This window comes from Flavobacterium esculini (assembly GCF_048284325.1).
Lineage (GTDB): Bacteria > Bacteroidota > Bacteroidia > Flavobacteriales > Flavobacteriaceae > Flavobacterium.
In genome coordinates, this window is record NZ_JBLVPI010000015.1 from 102,608 (window position 1) to 118,549 (window position 15,942).

General features: G+C 32.4%; 16 protein-coding genes and 1 tRNA gene. 8 read left to right on the top strand and 9 right to left on the bottom strand.

Going from position 1 to position 15,942, the window contains the following annotated elements; translation table 11 throughout:
- Positions 1-48 precede the first annotated feature (48 nt).
- Positions 49-462: a type II 3-dehydroquinate dehydratase gene (gene aroQ, locus ACNQGG_RS13495; protein ID WP_417964780.1), complete on the top strand. Its 414-nt coding sequence runs from the start codon at positions 49-51 to the stop codon at positions 460-462.
- A 69-nt stretch (positions 463-531) separates the two neighbouring features.
- On the opposite strand, the gene ACNQGG_RS13500 is transcribed toward aroQ, so the two are convergent.
- The 4 genes from ACNQGG_RS13500 to ACNQGG_RS13515 form a co-directional block, all read right to left on the bottom strand.
- A complete protein-coding gene (locus tag ACNQGG_RS13500) occupies positions 532-1,416 on the bottom strand; it encodes a cation diffusion facilitator family transporter (protein WP_417964781.1) in 885 nt (294 codons plus the stop codon).
- Positions 1,417-1,528: 112 nt separating this feature from the next.
- Positions 1,529-2,839 carry a UDP-N-acetylglucosamine 1-carboxyvinyltransferase gene (gene murA, locus ACNQGG_RS13505; protein WP_417964783.1) on the bottom strand — a complete coding sequence of 437 codons (1,311 nt, stop codon included), beginning with the start codon at positions 2,837-2,839 and terminating at the stop codon, positions 1,529-1,531.
- A gap of 102 nt (positions 2,840-2,941) precedes the next feature.
- Entirely contained in the window at positions 2,942-3,661 is a 720-nt protein-coding gene (locus tag ACNQGG_RS13510) for a DUF4290 domain-containing protein (RefSeq protein WP_417964785.1), read from the bottom strand.
- A gap of 83 nt (positions 3,662-3,744) precedes the next feature.
- Entirely contained in the window at positions 3,745-4,041 is a 297-nt protein-coding gene (locus ACNQGG_RS13515; RefSeq protein WP_417964787.1) for a DUF493 family protein, read from the bottom strand.
- Positions 4,042-4,189: 148 nt separating this feature from the next.
- On the opposite strand from ACNQGG_RS13515, the gene ACNQGG_RS13520 reads away from it, so the two are divergent.
- The 5 genes from ACNQGG_RS13520 to ACNQGG_RS13540 all read left to right on the top strand — a co-directional run bounded on the left by ACNQGG_RS13520 (position 4,190) and on the right by ACNQGG_RS13540 (position 8,786).
- Positions 4,190-4,729: an AAA family ATPase gene (locus ACNQGG_RS13520; RefSeq protein ID WP_417964789.1), complete on the top strand. Its 540-nt coding sequence runs from the start codon at positions 4,190-4,192 to the stop codon at positions 4,727-4,729.
- Positions 4,730-4,812: 83 nt separating this feature from the next.
- The gene (locus ACNQGG_RS13525) at positions 4,813-6,708 is read left to right on the top strand and encodes a RecQ family ATP-dependent DNA helicase (protein ID WP_417964791.1); all 1,896 of its coding nucleotides are present in this window, start codon (positions 4,813-4,815) and stop codon (positions 6,706-6,708) included.
- Entirely contained in the window at positions 6,708-7,655 is a 948-nt protein-coding gene (gene fmt / locus ACNQGG_RS13530; RefSeq protein ID WP_417964793.1) for a methionyl-tRNA formyltransferase, read from the top strand. The genes ACNQGG_RS13525 and fmt overlap by 1 nt, the downstream gene beginning before the upstream one ends.
- 179 nt (positions 7,656-7,834) lie before the next feature.
- Complete coding sequence (locus ACNQGG_RS13535; RefSeq protein ID WP_035667751.1) at positions 7,835-8,107, top strand: HU family DNA-binding protein; 273 nt, start codon at positions 7,835-7,837, stop codon at positions 8,105-8,107.
- A gap of 118 nt (positions 8,108-8,225) precedes the next feature.
- A complete protein-coding gene (locus tag ACNQGG_RS13540; protein ID WP_417964795.1) occupies positions 8,226-8,786 on the top strand; it encodes a YqgE/AlgH family protein in 561 nt (186 codons plus the stop codon).
- Here the strand turns inward: ACNQGG_RS13540 and ACNQGG_RS13545 are convergent.
- Both ACNQGG_RS13545 and ACNQGG_RS13550 read right to left on the bottom strand, forming a co-directional pair.
- Positions 8,783-9,622: an aminotransferase class IV gene (locus tag ACNQGG_RS13545; RefSeq protein ID WP_417964797.1), complete on the bottom strand. Its 840-nt coding sequence runs from the start codon at positions 9,620-9,622 to the stop codon at positions 8,783-8,785. The genes ACNQGG_RS13540 and ACNQGG_RS13545 overlap by 4 nt on opposite strands.
- Positions 9,623-9,676: 54 nt before the next feature.
- The gene (locus tag ACNQGG_RS13550) at positions 9,677-10,069 is read right to left on the bottom strand and encodes an START-like domain-containing protein (protein WP_143387973.1); all 393 of its coding nucleotides are present in this window, start codon (positions 10,067-10,069) and stop codon (positions 9,677-9,679) included.
- A 154-nt stretch (positions 10,070-10,223) separates the two neighbouring features.
- Between ACNQGG_RS13550 and ACNQGG_RS13555 the strand changes: the two genes are divergently transcribed.
- Positions 10,224-10,300 (top strand) — tRNA-Met (locus tag ACNQGG_RS13555).
- 100 nt (positions 10,301-10,400) lie between these two features.
- Here ACNQGG_RS13555 and ACNQGG_RS13560 read toward each other — a convergent pair.
- Together ACNQGG_RS13560 and ACNQGG_RS13565 are read right to left on the bottom strand one after the other, a co-directional pair.
- Positions 10,401-11,654 carry a tyrosine-type recombinase/integrase gene (locus ACNQGG_RS13560; RefSeq protein WP_417964799.1) on the bottom strand — a complete coding sequence of 418 codons (1,254 nt, stop codon included), beginning with the start codon at positions 11,652-11,654 and terminating at the stop codon, positions 10,401-10,403.
- On the bottom strand, positions 11,651-12,049 hold the full coding sequence (locus ACNQGG_RS13565; RefSeq protein ID WP_417964801.1) for a hypothetical protein: 399 nt from the start codon (positions 12,047-12,049) through the stop codon (positions 11,651-11,653). The genes ACNQGG_RS13560 and ACNQGG_RS13565 overlap by 4 nt, the downstream gene beginning before the upstream one ends.
- 145 nt (positions 12,050-12,194) lie before the next feature.
- Between ACNQGG_RS13565 and ACNQGG_RS13570 the strand changes: the two genes are divergently transcribed.
- Positions 12,195-12,869 (top strand): hypothetical protein, encoded by a 675-nt coding sequence (locus ACNQGG_RS13570; RefSeq protein WP_417964803.1) that lies wholly within the window; start codon positions 12,195-12,197, stop codon positions 12,867-12,869.
- Positions 12,870-13,166: 297 nt separating this feature from the next.
- Here ACNQGG_RS13570 and ACNQGG_RS13575 read toward each other — a convergent pair whose 3' ends face one another.
- Entirely contained in the window at positions 13,167-14,351 is a 1,185-nt protein-coding gene (locus ACNQGG_RS13575) for a hypothetical protein (RefSeq protein ID WP_417964804.1), read from the bottom strand.
- Positions 14,352-15,942: the final 1,591 nt, after the last annotated feature.

Consider the following 15,942-nt stretch of genomic DNA (forward strand, 5'->3'; position numbering starts at 1 on the left):
CGTTCCATAAATTGGAACGGTTTTTTTATTTTTACCAAAATAACAATTATGAAAATAAGTATTATCAACGGTCCAAATCTTAATCTTCTAGGGAAACGTGAGCCAGAAGTCTACGGAAGCCAAACTTTCGAAGAATATTTCACCACTTTACAAATAAAATTTCCATCAATTGAATTTACTTATTATCAAAGCAACATTGAAGGAGAATTAATTGACAAGATTCAAGAATTTGGCTTTTCTTATGAAGGTATAATTTTAAATGCCGGTGCTTACACACATACTTCCATAGGCATTGGAGATGCAATAAAAGCAATTACAACACCAGTTGTTGAAGTGCATATTTCGAACACATTTTCTCGCGAAAGTTTCCGCCACCAATCCTATATTTCAGGAAATGCAAAAGGAGTTATATTAGGCTTTGGATTAAAAAGTTATGAATTAGCGATACAATCTTTTTTGTAGTTTAAATAGATTTTCAAGAAAACGAATGAATTTACAGACAAAAGGCACAAAAAATTTTGTGCCTTTTGTCTATAAAATCTCTAATTCATTATTAGGTTCTACATGAATTAACACATGACCCAATTCGGGAATTTCTTGTATTAAAGTATCTTTTAATTTATGGGCTAAATCATGACCTTCTTTTACCGAAATATTCGCATTTACTATAGCATGAAGATCTACATGATATTGCATTCCTGCTTTGCGAATAAAACATTTTTCGGTATCAATAATTCCGTCAACTCGAAAGGAAACCTTTCTAATTTCACTAATTAAATCATCGTTCAGATTTTCATCCATAATTTCTCCAAGAGCAGGTCTGAAAATTAGATAACTGTTGTAAAGAATAAATCCAGATGCAAAAAGTGCTGCCCAATCATCGGCAGCTTCGTATCCTTTACCTAAAAGTAATGCAATTGAAATCCCTAAAAATGCCGCAACCGAAGTGATTGCATCACTTCTATGATGCCAAGCATCTGCTCGCAATGAGGAGCTATTCGTTTCTTTACTGCGCTTCATAACTATACGGAACGAATACTCTTTCCACATAATTATTGCGCCAAGAACAAAAAGAGTCCAAGATTCAGGCAATTCATGGGGTGTTCCAATATTATAAATACTTTCATATGCTATAATAGTGGCTGATGTTATCAAAAACCCTACAACCAAAAAAGTTATTAAAGGTTCCGCACGACCGTGTCCGTAAGGGTGATTCTTATCGGCCGGTCTATTAGAATACTTGATTCCGAATAAGACTAAAAAAGAAGAAAAAATATCAGTCGTAGATTCAATCGCATCAGCTATTAAGGCATATGAATTTCCAAAAAAACCTGCTAACCCTTTTACAATCGCTAAACAGATGTTCCCTACGATACTAAAATGAGTTGCTTTGATTGCAGTTTGCTCGTTTGACATTGTATTTTGTAATAATTTAATAAAATAAAAAATCGTTTAAATAATCCCTAGAATTTTGAATTTACACATTCATTCGATGGATTTTTTAAACGATTTTTTTTATAAAATAGTATTATGCTCGAATAATATTAGCGCCAATCGCTCTTAATCGTTCATCAATTCGCTCATAACCTCTATCAATTTGTTCTATATTTTGAATGGTACTGGTCCCTTTTGCCGAAAGTGCTGCAATCAACAAGGAGATCCCTGCACGAATGTCCGGTGAAGACATGGTCGTTGCTTTCAATTGTGATTTAAAATCATGCCCCATAACTACCGCTCTATGCGGATCACACAACATAATTTTTGCTCCCATATCAATTAACTTATCTACAAAAAATAACCTGCTTTCAAACATTTTTTGATGAATTAATACATCTCCTCTTGCTTGTGTGGCTACAACTAAAACGATACTCAATAAATCAGGTGTAAATCCTGGCCAAGGTGCATCAGCAATCGTAAGAATAGAACCATCAATATCCGTTTTCACTTCATATCCATCTTCATGGGCAGGAATATAAATATCATCACCTCTTCGTTCTAAAGTAATTCCTAATTTTCTGAAAGTATTTGGAATAACACCAAGGTTTTCCCAACTCACATCTTTAATAGTTATTTCACTTCTGGTCATAGCGGCTAATCCAATCCATGAACCAATTTCAATCATATCCGGAAGAATTCTATGCTCACAACCGCCTAGACTTTTGACTCCTTCGATAGTTAATAAATTAGATCCAACTCCCGTAATGTTTGCACCCATAGCGTTCAACATTTTGCAAAGTTGTTGCAAATAAGGTTCACAGGCTGCGTTATAAATTGTTGTTTTTCCTTTTGCCAAAACAGCAGCCATAACAATGTTAGCTGTTCCGGTAACTGATGCTTCATCAAGTAACATATCAGTTCCAGTTAATCCTTTTGGAGCTTCTACACCATAAAAATGATCTTCTCGATTGTAACGGAATTTTGCACCCAGATTGATAAACCCTTCAAAATGCGTATCTAATCTTCTACGACCTATTTTATCTCCTCCGGGTTTTGGAATATATCCTCTGCCAAAACGAGCCAATAATGGCCCAACAATCATAATAGAACCACGAAGTGAGCCACCTTCTTGCTTAAATGCTTCGGTTTCTAAATATTGTATATTAACATCATCTGCTTGAAAATTATAAGAGCCAGATCCATTTTTTTGAATTTTAACTCCTAAGTTCCCTAAAAGTGTTATCAATTTATTGATATCAATAATATCAGGAATATTATTAATTGTAACTTTTTCAGGAGTCAAAAGAACTGCACATAGAATTTGCAATGCTTCATTTTTAGCTCCCTGTGGCGTGATTTCTCCTTTTAGACGAATGCCACCTTCTATTTTGAAAATTCCCATATTATTTTTTTAAGGTTCTGAGGTTCTAGGTTACAAAGGTTCTGAAGTTTTTCCGATTAATTAAAAACAGCCTTTCAGAATCTAAACAACTTATTACCCATTTTATTTTGGATTATTATTTTTTACGAAAGGTTTTGCTTTACCCGTTTTTAAATTCTTATTACTTAGAATTTTTGGCTGCCCAACAGGAGTGATTTTATTGGAAACTCGTTTATTAGTTCGCAATAAATCGGTAGTATTTAAAAGTTCTTCGGTGCTTTGAATCAAATTCAATTTACCATCAGATAATTCATACAAGTGTTCGAAAATAACATCATCCTTTACGGTATCTTTATTCCAACTCAAATAAGATTTTTTCATGTGATTGGCAATTACTTTTACCAATGCATTTTTCATTTCGCCATCTTCCCATTTATTGGCGACATCAATCATATATTTTATGTTGTTACCATAATACCTGTATTTGGGGAAATTTTGCGGGTATTTTAAAACATCCGGTTTTAATTGCAAGACTTCACGAGATGGAATTGGGTATGGCGAATCGGCCACTAATTTAAAATCAGACATAATAAAAATCTGATCCCATAATTTATGTTGAAAATCAGGAACATCACGCAAATGAGGATTCAAACTCCCCATCACCTGAATAATATATCTTGCCGCTTTGTTGCGCTCCACATCATCTTCGATATGAGTCGCCTGATCAATTAATTTTTGCAAATGACGGCCGTATTCCGGAATAATTAAATGGGATCGCTCCGCATTATATTCCAAATGATGAACAGTGTCGTTCGCGTTTTCTTTTATATATTTTGAATTCATATTCGAATGTATATTTTTTGATCATATATGCCACATTTCCGAAGATTTAAATCATTCAAAATGTATCAAAAATTTATTTTATATTACAGGGAAATAATACCTTTAATTGTAGAAACTTCTAAGTATTTATCTACTATTTCTTGTGAATCTTTTACGGTAACGTCAACAGATATACTTGTGAATTTACCAGTTTTGGATTTTGTCGTTTTTATAACCGCTCCCATACAGTCAAAAGCCAGTTCAACACGCTCCACATTATCCTTTTCTGTTGGTACAATAAACTTAAATAAGTACTCTGCTGGCCATGTATTACTCATATCCAGCTCTACTTTTAATCTTTCGTAAAATTCCGCAGTCTCTTTTTCTTTATCGTTATCCATTTTCAATTTAAAAATAAAAGCAAATATACGGTTTCAAATGTAAATTTTGAATATTTGAAATATGATTTTTTGTCAAATTATGCTTTTACGACAATCATTTTTTCAAATTCCAATAAGTTTGAGTAATTTCGCGCCTTATTTGTAAAAAGTGCAGAAAGAAATCATAGTTATCATTGGCGGTCCCGGAACTGGAAAAAGTACAATCATAGACGGATTGGTAGCTAATGGATATTGCTGTTATCCCGAAATTTCCAGACAAGTAACGTTAGAAGCTCAAAAACAAGGTATCGAACAATTATTTCTGACAAATCCTTTATTGTTTAGTGAATTACTTCTGGAAGGCAGAAAAAAGCAGTTTCAAAGCGCACTTGAAGAACCTCATCAAATTGTATTTATTGATCGTGGTATTCCGGATGTTGTTGCCTATATGCATTACATTGGAGACAGTTATCCTACTTTTTTTGATTTGGCTTGCCAAGAATACAAATATACAAAAATTTTCATTCTTCCGCCTTGGAAGGAGATCTATACTAGTGATACTGAACGATATGAAAATTTTGAACAAGCGAAAGATATCAATAGTCATCTTGTTACAACTTACAAAAAATATGGTTACGAACTTATAGAAGTGCCTAAAGATAGTGTTGATAACAGAATTCTTTTTATCTTAGATAAAATTTCTAAATAATTTAAGGATTACAAATTGGGATTTACGATTTTTTCATCAAGTATAAATTATAATCTAAACCCGAAGCTTTGGGAACCAAATCTATGCCAGAAGCACTACAAATTCTACAAAAATATTGGAAGCATGGCAAATTTAGATCGCTACAAAACGAAATTATAAATTCTGTTTTAAGCGGTGAAGATACTTTTGCGATAATGCCTACCGGTGGTGGAAAATCCATCTGTTTTCAAGTTCCTGCATTGATGCAGGAAGGAATTTGTTTAGTAATTTCTCCATTAGTGGCATTGATGAAAGATCAAGTCGCTAATTTGCAAAAACGAAATATTAAAGCGATTGCATTGACTGGTGGAATAAAATCAGATGAAATGATTGACTTATTGGACAATTGCCAATTTGGGAATTATAAATTTTTGTATTTATCTCCGGAACGATTACAATCGGATTGGATTCTTGAAAGAATAAAGAACCTTCCTATCAGCATGATCACCATTGACGAAGCACATTGCGTTTCACAGTGGGGACACGATTTCAGGCCTGCTTATTTGAAGATTTCAGGATTAAAAAAGCATTTTCCAAAAATCCCTTTCTTGGCTTTGACCGCAAGCGCAACTCCAAAAGTTAAAGAAAGCATCATCACTGATTTAGGATTGCATAATCCAAAAATTTTCGAGAAATCATTTGCCAGAGAAAATATAGCCTACATGGTTTTTGAAGTTGAAGACAAACTTTTTAGAATAGAACAAATTCTAAAGAAAAACCCCCAGCCTTCTATAATATATGTAAGAAATAGGAAATCGTGTTTGGATATTTCCTCACAATTACAATCTTTAGGATTCAAAGCAACGTATTATCACGGTGGACTTTCGTCCAAAGAAAAAGATAAAAACATGCAGTCTTGGATGAATGAAACAGTACAAGTTATTGTTGCTACCAATGCGTTTGGAATGGGAATTGATAAAGCCAATGTAAAAACAGTTATCCACATTCAGCTTCCGGAAAATTTAGAAAATTATTACCAGGAAGCAGGTCGGGCTGGGAGAAATGGCGAAAAAGCATATGCCGTATTATTAACCAGTTCATCGGATATTCTCCAAACTGAAAATCAGTTCATCAATGTCCTTCCTGATAAAAAGTTTCTGAATGTAATGTATCTCAAACTCTGTAATTATTTTCAGATTGCATACGGAGAAGGTATCGACGAGCAATTTAATTTCAATTTACATCATTTTTGTCTAAAGTATGAGTTTCCAACATTGAAAACCTACAATGCCATGCGGTTTTTGGACAGACAAGGAATTATTAGTTTGTCCCAAGAGTTTTCGGAAAAAATTACGCTGCAATTTCTTATTCCTTCCAAAGAAGTAATCCGTTATATGAGTTTAAATCCTAATGACGAAGAAATTATTTTGGCAATATTGCGAACCTATCCTGGAATTTATGAGATCCAAACTGCTTTCAACTTAGAATTGATTGCAAAAAAGTCACATCACGGTACAAATGAAATACAGGCAGTTTTAAATAAATTAAAGGAAAAAGATATTATTGAGTATCATTCGAAAAATAATGATGCTACATTAATTTTTAATGAAATTCGCGAAGATGAAAGAACGATAAATAGAGTTTCTAAATATTTAGAAAATCAAAACGAATTAAAAAAAGAACAACTCAAGTCTGTTATTTATTATATAAGTGAGAAAAAAAATTGTAAAAGCAAATTGATTTTAGATTATTTTGGCGAAAAGACAAACGTTGATTGTGGTATTTGTTCCTATTGCATCACTAAAAAAAATAAGAAAAGGGATGTGACTTCGCTTTCAAAAGAGATTGTTGCTTTATTACAATCAGACGATTTGAATTCTAGAGACATCCAAAATAACACTAAAAATAGCCCAGACGACGTTATCTTTGTACTACAACATTTATTAGAAAACAATATTATACTTGTAAAACCAAACAATAAATACACTTTAAAATCATAATGGAAAAATTACGAATTGTTTTTATGGGAACCCCAGAATTTGCTGTTGGAATTTTGGATACTATAATCAAAAATAACTATGAGGTTGTTGGCGTTATTACAGCAGCTGATAAACCTGCTGGCCGCGGACAAAAATTAAAATATTCGGCGGTAAAAGAATATGCGCTTGCCAATAATCTTACTTTGTTACAACCAGTAAACCTAAAAGACGAAACTTTTTTAACAGAATTAAAATCTTTGAATGCCAATTTACAAATTGTTGTTGCTTTCAGAATGTTACCAAAAGTAGTTTGGGAAATGCCCTCATTAGGAACATTTAATCTTCATGCTTCCCTCCTACCGAATTATCGTGGAGCAGCACCAATAAATTGGGCTATCATAAATGGAGAAACTAAAACAGGAGTGACTACTTTTTTTATCGATGACAAAATTGATACTGGCGCCATGATTTTAAGTTCACAAACACCAATATCAACGACTGAAAATGCAGGACAATTGCACGATCGATTAATGTTTTTGGGAAGTACGACCGTTATTGAAACTTTAGAAATGATTGAAAAAGGAAATGTAACGACCATTATTCAAAAAGACGATGCTGATATTAAAACGGCCTACAAGCTAAATAAAGAGAATTGCAAAATAGATTGGACAAAATCAGCTTCAGAAATAAATAACTTAATTCGAGGTTTGAGTCCTTATCCAGCTGCTTGGTGTTTCTTTGGAGACAAAAATGAAGAATGGAATGTGAAAATATATGAAGCAAAAATCATCTCAGAACATCACAATTACCCTGTGGGTAGTTTGATTTGTAACAAGAAAGAGATGAAAATTCCCGTAAAAGATGGATTTATACAAGTACTTAGTTTACAGTTTCCGGGAAAAAAGAGAATAAGTACTGCGGAATTGTTAAATGGAATGTCTTTTTCTGAAAATGCGAAGGTCTATTAACATCAGTAAAAACGGGTGGTTCGATGATTTTAACAAGAAATAAGCCTTGTTTTATGAACAAAAAAAATAAGTTATTAACAAAACAAACTAAAATAACACAAAACGCTTGCAAGGAACGGATTTCCTACTAAATTTGTGTATTAACAATTTTTTTAACCAACAATTAATAACTATTTATTATGAACAAATCAGAATTAATCGATGCTATCGCTGCAGATGCAGGAATTACAAAAGCTGCAGCTAAATTAGCTTTAGAGTCATTTTTAGGAAATGTAGGCGGTACTTTGAAAAAAGGTGGAAGAGTATCTTTAGTAGGTTTCGGATCTTGGTCAGTATCTGCTAGAGCAGCTAGAGATGGTAGAAATCCTCAAACAGGAAATACTATTCAAATTGCAGCTAAAAACGTTGTGAAATTTAAAGCTGGTGCAGAATTAGAAGGAGCGGTAAACTAATCATAAGTTTTCCATTATAATAAAACCTTCCACATGGAAGGTTTTTTTATGCATTTAAACGACTTTGTTTGGTATTATCAATAATTATTCCTTAATTTTAATAAAAAAACTAGCCGTTATGATTTCAGAAAAATTAAAAAAAGGACATCTTCTTATAGCAGAGCCTTCTATATTTGGAGATTTATCATTTAGCAGATCGGTAATATTATTAGCAGACCACAACAAGGAAGGATCTGTTGGTTTTATTATAAACAAACCTTTGAAATATACCATCCACGACTTGATACCTGATATAGATGCACGATTCAAAATCTACAATGGTGGACCGGTAGAACAGGATAATCTTTATTTTATCCATGATATTCCAGAATTAATTCCTAATAGTGTAGAAATTTCAAATGGCATCTATTGGGGTGGGGATTTCGAATCTACAAAAGATCTTATCAATTCGGGAAAAATAAGTAAAAAGAATATTCGCTTTTTTCTAGGATACACCGGATGGGAAGAAGACCAACTGGAAACAGAAATGGAATGCAATTCATGGATTATCACTGAAAATAATTATGAAAATAAAATCATAGGAAAATCTCCAGCTCATTTCTGGAAAGAACAAATTATGGAACTGGGAGGAGAATATCTTATCTGGTCTAATGCTCCAGAAAATCCATATTTAAATTAAACAACACGTACCTCTTCGTTTAATTTTTCAACTAATTCATATGCCAATTTAGTTGCAAACTCCTTTTTACGATATTTTGTGATGGGCTGTATGCCTTTTATAACATTCGTAAGAAACAATTCATCAGCTTTTTGAAGATCAAATGGAGAAATTACTTCTTCCACTACCTCCAAATTTACTGTTTTTTTTGCCAGACCTAAAATTTGTTTCCTCATAACACCATTCAAACAGCCTTCAGAAACAGGTGGTGTGATGAGCTTATTACCTAGTAGCATAAAAATGTTTCCTTGCAAAGCTTCAACAACATTTTTACTGTCATTCAACAAAATGCAATTATCTAATCCATTTTCATTTGCATAAATACTAGCGGTTATGTTTAAGATTTTATTAGTTGTTTTTATGGAAGACAGCAATTGTTTAGTCACATAAAAATCTTTATACAAATCAACTTCATATTCTTTTTTGTCAATGGAATAGAACTTTTCTTCAAGTGCTATTGCATGAATTAAAAAAGAAATTGTATTGTTCTGTGGTAAATAATAACCACCACCATTTCTATAAATGGTAATTCTGGCTCGCGCCGAATCATCTAAAGAATTATTTTTAACGAGAGAAAGTATTTGTTCTTCAAAATATTCCATGGTAAAATTCATTGGAATCTCCATTCGAACTACTCGCATAGAAGACATTAATCTAAAATAATGGTCTTCTAAAAAAAGAATTTTATTATTTATTATTTTAACCGTTTCGAAAACAGCATCACCATATAAAAAAGCACGGTTCTGAGTCAATATATTTGCGTCCTGAGACACTATAGTTCCATTAAAATTAATCATAAAAAAGCCCTAAATAAAATTTAGGGCAAATATAAGTCATAAAATATGATTTTACTATACAGAACCTATCAGATGTTTCAAATCCGAAATTTGATTTTCCCATAGTTGTGTTGCCTCATCAACTTCATTTTTATCGGCAAAGTCAATAACCATTAAAGACACATCTTTAGTAAGTTCATCAACTAAAATATGCAGTTCAAAAAAGTACTCCGTGTCTTTACTATTTTCATCAACCCATTTGAACTTTACTTTTTCACCTGACTTCTTAGAAGCAAGCCTAGCTTTTTCTTCGGAGTCATTCCAAATGAAAGTAAAAAACTCTCCACGAGAATTTACATTATCAGCAAACCATTCTGACAGACCAGATGGAGTCGATATATATTGATATAATAATTGAGGCGAAGAATTTATAGGGAATTCGATTTCGTAACGTACTTTTTGGTCCATGAGCTACATTTAATTTTTGTGAAATATAAGAATATAAGTCCGAAAAAAAAGGATTTTTAAAAATATTTTTTTTTATTAAAAAAACGCTTGCAACCTGTAATATTATTTTTATATTTGCACCCGCATTCAGGGATGGTTTTCCACCCTCAATCATGGCGAGATAGCTCAGTCGGTTAGAGCGCAGGATTCATAACCCTGAGGTCCCGAGTTCAAATCTCGGTCTCGCTACCAAAGCAAAAACCCTAACAGCAACACGTTAGGGTTTTTTTATGCTTGAAATTTGAAATATTCTTCAGACCTCAACCCCAGGAGTGACGAAAAGGAGTGACGTTTATGTTCCAAAAACTGAAATTTTCAATGCCCCTTCTTCAATTACAGTTAAAATAGCTGGGTCAATATAATACCTTTCGAGTATCTCATAAGTTGAATGTGATGACAAAATACCAGTGTCTTTATTCATTACTGCATTCACCCAAGATAAATAAGTTTTCCTTAAATTCTTAAAACTTACTTTTTTATCAATATTTGCCATTTTTTTATAATGAGTAAATCCTTTAGACAAGTCATTCATTATAGTCTTTGTTAATACTTGTCTCTCTGGAAAAAGTATAAAATCATTCGTTTGTTTTTTATCGTTGTAACCGAATTCAAGTAGTAAGTTCATCAAATCCGTATTAATTGGAATATATTTCCAATGATCTTCATCAGTTAACAATTCAACTTTGATATTTTTAATTTTAAAAAACTTAACGTCTTTCACAGTTGTAAATATGTCACTCCATTTTAAGTCTACCACTTCTTCTCGACGGCCACCCGTAAGCAACGAAAGTTTAAACCCATCGATAAGATAATTTCGGTACATATTCTTCTTCTCCCCTCTTCCACCTAACGTAACAATCGGATTTGCACTATGTACTGCTTTTAAAATATCTTCAAACTCTGACCTATCCAATGTGTAAATATTACTTTTAGTCACTTTTTTACTCACATAAACTTCAAATGGATTTTTCATTTCAATCTTTTCGACTTCAATAATAAACTTAAAGAAACTTTTTATTTCACTTAAACACTTATTAAAAGTTTTCTCTTTATAATGTTTTTCTGTCCAAGAGTAAAATCTAGCAACGTCATCTTGACTCACATCCCGTATACTGGTTTCGGAAACATTTTTCACACCTTTAAATGTATCTAGAAAATATTTGCAATACCTCATACATTCATCTTGATACCCTTTGCTTATATTTTTAACCATGTGAGTATACCTGTGTTCGCCCGATAAATATCGACGATATTCGATCAAAGCACCTAACATGGTGAAGTTATTCTCTTCAACTACGATAATTGGCTTGTTGAAATTATTTGCTTCTAGTTGTTCTTTAAATTTGATGGCCTCTTTAACGGCCTGAGCATAATCCTTTGAATCCAGAACTTTTGTTTTCTTCTTATTGTCCCCACCAGGAATATGGATTTTCACTTTATATTTGTGAATGTCGTAATGATCACATGATGGATTATCTCGCTTACACTTGTGGCAAAAAATTTTCATTCCCAGATACGGATTTTTAGGTAATTTTAATTTTTTCATGATGAATATCTTTTATAAAGTGCCTCTTCTTCAGCGTTTTTTGTTTTAATTTTAGTCATAGCTTTATCGATAAATTCACCCCCTAAACTAAGAAGTACCATTTCATAAACAAAATCGTCCTTAGCGATTTTCATAAACATTTGTTCCCAGTTATTTGGATATTTTAGTTTAAGACCCAAAACGAAGGGCTTAGCGATTACACAGTCAACATCTATTTTGTAAACGTAATTTATCCTCGAAAATTTATGAATCTCAATATTATTTTTTATCAGCCATCGCTTGATTGATTCGACATCCCTTATCTTAACCATAACACCTACTTCATCAAGTGTTAATGTAACTAAACTACTATTTTGTTTAGGAATATCACATATCAATTTTGTCTCTCTTTCCATTTTACACTTCGTTATTTAGTGTTATAGCCGAGACTAAATCAAAAGTTTAAAATAATTTCATTTTTTTTCTATCATATACAAATGTGACATTGTCATTGACAATCTTAAGTAGAGTTGTCCGTTATTAAAGTAAATAGACACTTCAATGCCAAAAAAAATTATAAATACAATAGAACAAATTTGTATTCAATATCAAATTGAAAACTATTCTATTAACCCCGATGGATCCATTGATGTGGACGGCAATGTCGATCTTTCATCAAGAAATCTGTTCATTTTACCATTAAAATTCCGAAGAGTTCTGGGAAATTTTAACGTTCAAAATAATCAATTGACTAACTTGTATGGTTCGCCAATAGCGGTTGGTGGTAACTTCAATTCCTTCAACAATCAGCTAACTAATTTTACTAACGGACCTAAATGGGTAGGTGGCGATCTATATGCTTACAATAATAAATTGGCATCATTAGAAGGCTCGCCTGATGAAGTGGTCGGTAATTATTATATAAGCGGGAACGAATATTTAGAAAATTTGATTGGTTGTACGCTGAAAATTGGTGCTAATTTTTCTTTCGATGACATATTATCTACATATTCTGGCGAAGAAGATATACTTTTTGAAGGTGATTTTTTTTTGAATGAAACTAATTACAGTGCATCAAATGCCATGAAATTACCTAATGTAATATTGGAAAATATCCGGCATATTAAACTAATCCTGAAATACCAGCGGTACTTTATGATATGGAATAATGATTTGTCATTGAACCGGGGAAACTTCAATGACTTGATATTGGAAATAGAGGATGGATTGGCTTAAAGCCCCCTAATTTATTGGCGAAAGTATATTTGTCACTATTCCTGTACTCGCTTATTAGCTTTTAGTTACCATTCGTAAATTTCACCATTGGGAAAAACCCAAAGTGCTTCACACATGTAAACATCACCCCCTAAATTTTATCCGCAGCGCTCGGTATACACAGTCCTATTCATATGATCACATTTCATCCTTTTGCCAAAATTTATAATCATAATAAACGGGGTACTTTGGTAAGCTATAATCCGCATTGGACATCATCCCTTTTTTATATGATCTCTTTCTTTTTTAATCATTTTTTTATAATTTTTCAATTTTTATTTTCGGGTATATTTTCAATTTCACAAATTCCGCTACCACTATCTGTTCAACCATGTATATATTTTCCTCAGTACTTACAATAGCGTCATGTATGGTCGACAATGGAACATCCCCAATTGCTTTAGCAGATAACTCAACACAATGAAATATAAATTTAGCTTCCATCTTTTGCAATTGTCTTGATAATATCTTGTGGTCACCCCTCTTCATATTGCGACATTCTGATAAAATGGTTGGGAATGATTCGTGAAATATTATTTCTAGTTTTGAATATTTATCTCTTGTGTGGTCAAAGAGACAGCCACTGAATATTTTCTGTTTAAATTTGTTTCTTACTTCTTTGTCGTCAATGTTAAGACCGGCCCTCTCTGCGATGTATTCGTAAAATAGGCCTGAACATACAATTTTCAAATAATTCTCTACTTCCTCTTGGTCTACATTATTATTATTTCTCATCAGTAAGCCAAGGAATAACGGCTGTGATGAAGTGATATCAATCGCGTAAAGTGGTTGTTTGTCAATAGTAAGATGTTGACGTAGGCCACTTTTAATGCATGTTAAATTTGTGTATAATCGATTGGTTGAACTAAATGAGGTAAAGAATTGTTTGTTGTCCACACTCTCAATTGAGATTTTGTAATGTGTTTTTTGTACATCAGAGAAATTATTCTTGGGGTTATTTACATAAAACAATGCATTTCTTTTATTTATCGCTATTTCTTTTGCCCAATATGCTGCTGTTTGGTATCCAATTCCTTTAGAGCGGATATCTTTAGAGTGTTTTTCAGTGATTGCTGATATTTTACCGATTAATTCCGCATCTTTTACTTCGGCATAATGCCACTTTTGTGATAAATAATGTCCAGTTACTCTATATCCAAATGATTTTCTTCCAGGAATGTATACACCATCGGACTCAATGATCTTATTCTTGATTAGGTTTTTTAAAATAGTCGGGGTTTGCAGCTTTGATATTGTTTTTCCCAATAATTCGGAATGCAAATTTATAAATGTTGATGAATCGGAATTCTGATTGAATACTTGTGAGTGTCGAATCGTATGCACAATGTATAGATAATGAAAAGTAAAGTCTTTTCTTTTTTTTGTTGGTGCCAATATAGTATAAACATCAAATAGTAATTCTTTGGTTACTAAAAATTTCATTTTATTATGGATTGTTTTTTATTATTTAGGGTTGTTTAGAGTACTTAAGTCAACGTTAATTATTCCTCGGCAACCATCTGTAATACTTATACTCATAATCAAATGAAAAGTTGAATAATTTCTTATATATTAAATTTAATATGTGTTTTTTGGGATATAATTTTTTTACATTTTTGGATAATAGCGCTCGGCCTTGGGTGGCCTGGGCATAATTAATTATTGGTACATGCCGTGGGATTGGCGTGGTAAAAACACTTTTTGAAAATTGTAGATTATATATGAAGTCAGCCCTTTGATATAAGGGGTTAACAGGCTTTTTGGTTGTGATTATTTGAAAAGATATTAGGGTGCTTTAAGTATATATATTGTAATTATATATTTATATTATATATTTCGGCCCTTAGATTTATTTAACTTATTTATTATTCTTAGAGTTGTTATAGAATTTAAAAGGTGAACGCTAGCACTAACTAAGACTGCCAGTCCAACTGGCGAGACGTAGCCAAAATAAATTAGTATCAGAAATATTTTTATATACAACGGCAATCACCTGCCTTAAAACAAATAATACCACAGCCCAGCCAGCCCAACTGGCAAAGGGCGGTGAACAAATAATTGACATTAATCAATTAATCATTTCGTGATTCCTGACTTATCTATATAAAGGACCAGAGCCAATTGAATGACCTACCGATTGAAATAATTTTCATACTAGAATATACAGCAAATGTTTAATTGGAATCACCAACCACGACAAATTCCGTTGTAAGACTGCAACTATTTGCCAAAATAAATCCAGTGTAGTTGATCATCAAGATGTTGCGCATAAAATATAGGTAGCCAGTCAAAATCATATATTACATGACAGAAAAAAAAATCTTTAACTACACTATGCCAATCATATGTAACGAAATTCCATTACAAAAACAGACTCAATTTGAAAGTTTAGCAATCATCCCAGATATCGAACATATATTTCTCGAAACCAAAAGTCAGCACATTAAGTAGTCGAAAGGTATAGAAATATACGAAATCCTTGGGCTTTAAATCCCGTGTTAACCTGTGAGACTACAAATATGCCACTTTCAGATTTGAGTGCGTTAAATATGGCTTTATGCTTGATTTTATTAGTGTGTAATGGAATTATTTGGTAAAAAATTATCATTAAAAAATAGAATAATTCTTGTCATAACTTATTTTATGGCTTTGCAACTTAATTTTATGTCCATTATAATATAGTGTCTCATGAATCATGTTGAAATCATACCTGTTCGAGAAATATATATCCTATCGAATGAACTACAATGGCTTAAATTAGTGATAAACGCAATTTGGTCGTTTGGGTCCCGGTAATTGTCAACTCTTAATTTACGGTGATATAAATGATTTCAAATTTCACCATTTAAATATTTTTAATAGTCCAGAAAATATTATCAAAAAAAAAAATAAACTTTTTTATTTTTTAGATCTATAATGGAAAAACCGGTCAAATTGACCACCACTTTCCAGTGTAAATTGACCACCAGTTCCAGAGCAAACTGACCACCACTTTCCAGTTCAAATTGACCACCTAATTTCGGGGTAAATTGAT

What these genes read in the sequence shown, in the direction of transcription:
- ACNQGG_RS13515 (WP_417964787.1), bottom strand. Translation starts at nt 4,041, where the DNA reads ATGGATAACGATAAAGAAAAAGAGACTGCGGAATTTTACGAAAGATTA.
- ACNQGG_RS13575 (WP_417964804.1), bottom strand. Translation starts at nt 14,351, where the DNA reads ATGAAATTTTTAGTAACCAAAGAATTACTATTTGATGTTTATACTATA.
- ACNQGG_RS13535 (WP_035667751.1), top strand. Translation starts at nt 7,835, where the DNA reads ATGAACAAATCAGAATTAATCGATGCTATCGCTGCAGATGCAGGAATT.
- ACNQGG_RS13560 (WP_417964799.1), bottom strand. Translation starts at nt 11,654, where the DNA reads ATGAAAAAATTAAAATTACCTAAAAATCCGTATCTGGGAATGAAAATT.
- ACNQGG_RS13500 (WP_417964781.1), bottom strand. Translation starts at nt 1,416, where the DNA reads ATGTCAAACGAGCAAACTGCAATCAAAGCAACTCATTTTAGTATCGTA.
- ACNQGG_RS13540 (WP_417964795.1), top strand. Translation starts at nt 8,226, where the DNA reads ATGATTTCAGAAAAATTAAAAAAAGGACATCTTCTTATAGCAGAGCCT.
- ACNQGG_RS13525 (WP_417964791.1), top strand. Translation starts at nt 4,813, where the DNA reads ATGCCAGAAGCACTACAAATTCTACAAAAATATTGGAAGCATGGCAAA.
- ACNQGG_RS13570 (WP_417964803.1), top strand. Translation starts at nt 12,195, where the DNA reads ATGCCAAAAAAAATTATAAATACAATAGAACAAATTTGTATTCAATAT.
- aroQ (WP_417964780.1), top strand. Translation starts at nt 49, where the DNA reads ATGAAAATAAGTATTATCAACGGTCCAAATCTTAATCTTCTAGGGAAA.
- ACNQGG_RS13565 (WP_417964801.1), bottom strand. Translation starts at nt 12,049, where the DNA reads ATGGAAAGAGAGACAAAATTGATATGTGATATTCCTAAACAAAATAGT.
- ACNQGG_RS13545 (WP_417964797.1), bottom strand. Translation starts at nt 9,622, where the DNA reads ATGATTAATTTTAATGGAACTATAGTGTCTCAGGACGCAAATATATTG.
- murA (WP_417964783.1), bottom strand. Translation starts at nt 2,839, where the DNA reads ATGGGAATTTTCAAAATAGAAGGTGGCATTCGTCTAAAAGGAGAAATC.
- ACNQGG_RS13510 (WP_417964785.1), bottom strand. Translation starts at nt 3,661, where the DNA reads ATGAATTCAAAATATATAAAAGAAAACGCGAACGACACTGTTCATCAT.
- fmt (WP_417964793.1), top strand. Translation starts at nt 6,708, where the DNA reads ATGGAAAAATTACGAATTGTTTTTATGGGAACCCCAGAATTTGCTGTT.
- ACNQGG_RS13550 (WP_143387973.1), bottom strand. Translation starts at nt 10,069, where the DNA reads ATGGACCAAAAAGTACGTTACGAAATCGAATTCCCTATAAATTCTTCG.